The organism is Pallidibacillus pasinlerensis, from assembly GCF_009996845.1.
In the GTDB taxonomy this organism is placed as follows: domain Bacteria; phylum Bacillota; class Bacilli; order Bacillales; family Caldibacillaceae; genus Pallidibacillus; species Pallidibacillus pasinlerensis.
Window position 1 is genome coordinate 1 of sequence record NZ_JAACYS010000134.1, and the last position, 1,614, is coordinate 1,614.

At 40.6% G+C, this 1,614-nt stretch carries 1 protein-coding gene; it reads right to left on the minus strand.

From position 1 onward, the window contains the following. Positions 1-89 precede the first annotated feature (89 nt). Complete coding sequence (locus GW534_RS15800) at positions 90-1,388, minus strand: transposase (RefSeq protein WP_161921921.1); 1,299 nt, start codon at positions 1,386-1,388, stop codon at positions 90-92. Between the last annotated feature and the right edge of the window lie 226 nt (positions 1,389-1,614).

Genomic DNA, 1,614 nt, shown 5'->3' on the forward strand with positions numbered 1-1,614 from the left:
CTTTTTTTCACTAAAAAAGGGCGCACGTATCCTATTATCCACAGTTCGTTTTTTAAAAATGACTTATTTACATGTGGATAATTGATAATTTAAGAAACGAGACTTCTCATTTTCTCAGCCTGATTCTCCTTCACCCTTCCCAATGCCATAGCTAGCATGATACATAGGGCTAGTCCGGTTTTTACCTTCATTTTCTTTAATCCACGAATGGTGTGGTTTTCAAATCCAAAGGAAACATCGAGCCGGCTATTGACACGTTCAATAGCTGTTCGTTTATTGTATTCTCTTTTCCATTTGTAACTGGCCCGATCAATCGGGGTAAAAATACGTCGGTCTTCGCTCAGCGGAATCCGAATTCCCTGTATCACTGGGCACTCGGCTGCACCTTCACAATGTATGCCGTACTGTTTGGCGGGGCATAACTTTTTAAGTGTGTTCCTATCTTTTTCAAATCCTCCATTTGCCATCTCACGTTCCTTTCCTGTGAGTGGGCAGTGGCAATATACATTTCCTTTAACATTGTAGGTCACATTTTCCCAATCACCTAATAGACGGGTGCTTTCTCCATCTTTCCACATATTTCGAATATCGATGACCGGTTTTATTTTATGGCTATCCCATAAGCGTACATAAAGCTTTGTATCATCATACCCTTTGTCGGCTTGCATCGACTCTGCATTTTCAAGAATATAAGGCTGATTTTCCTGGATGTCATCTAATAGATGATGGGCTTCGTTAATATCTGGAACGGAGGCCTTCGTCACAGAATAGGCCACAGGAAGTTCATAGTTGGAATCAATGATTAAATGGAGTTTATATCCAAACCATTTCGTTATTTTTTTCCACATCGTTCCGTCTTCTCTTTTTCCACGATACTCTTTTACCCCATAATCTGCATCCGTGTCTCTGCGGCCATCTTTTTCTTCATTTTTATTTTTTCCATTCGCAAAAGATGGGATGGCCTTACTGTCGATCGCTAAGGATCTTCCAAAATCTGGGAGAGTCTCATAGAGTTCAGCTACGAGGGATTCAAACATCAAATTGATTGTTTCTTCATGATCAAATAGTTTTTTCATGAATCGAGAGTACACATAAGCTGGTGGAACGCTACTTCCTTCCAAGCCACACATGTATCTCAATTGGGCGTTTCTTTTAAGCTCCCTACGAAGAGATTCAGTACTTTTATGCTCAAAGACGACTCCGGCTAAAATCGTATTCCAGACCGCCCGAATGGGGTAATCGTTCCGGCCATTTTTGCGCTGACTTTCAAGGGTTTTCATAAGCTTTTCATCAGGTAGATATTCGATGACCAAGCGCAGGCGATCCAAATCCCCTAATTCATCTAAATCTGTCCATGAAAATAAACTCATTTGTGGTATAATAGCCATACAGGTGAAACCCCCTAAGTTTAAGATTGTTTTTGTAGATATTAACATCTTAACTCACTTATGGTGCGGTTTCATCTGTTTTTTGTGTTTTGGGGTGGATTTTCTTGAATCCCCCCAATTTCTTCCTCAAAAGCCCTCTTTCAAGCTTATTTTTTGGGGGAAAATAAAATTTGCCCTGTCTTCCATCCCTTTTCCCGCTTGCACTTTGGAACATCGCAATTAGCTC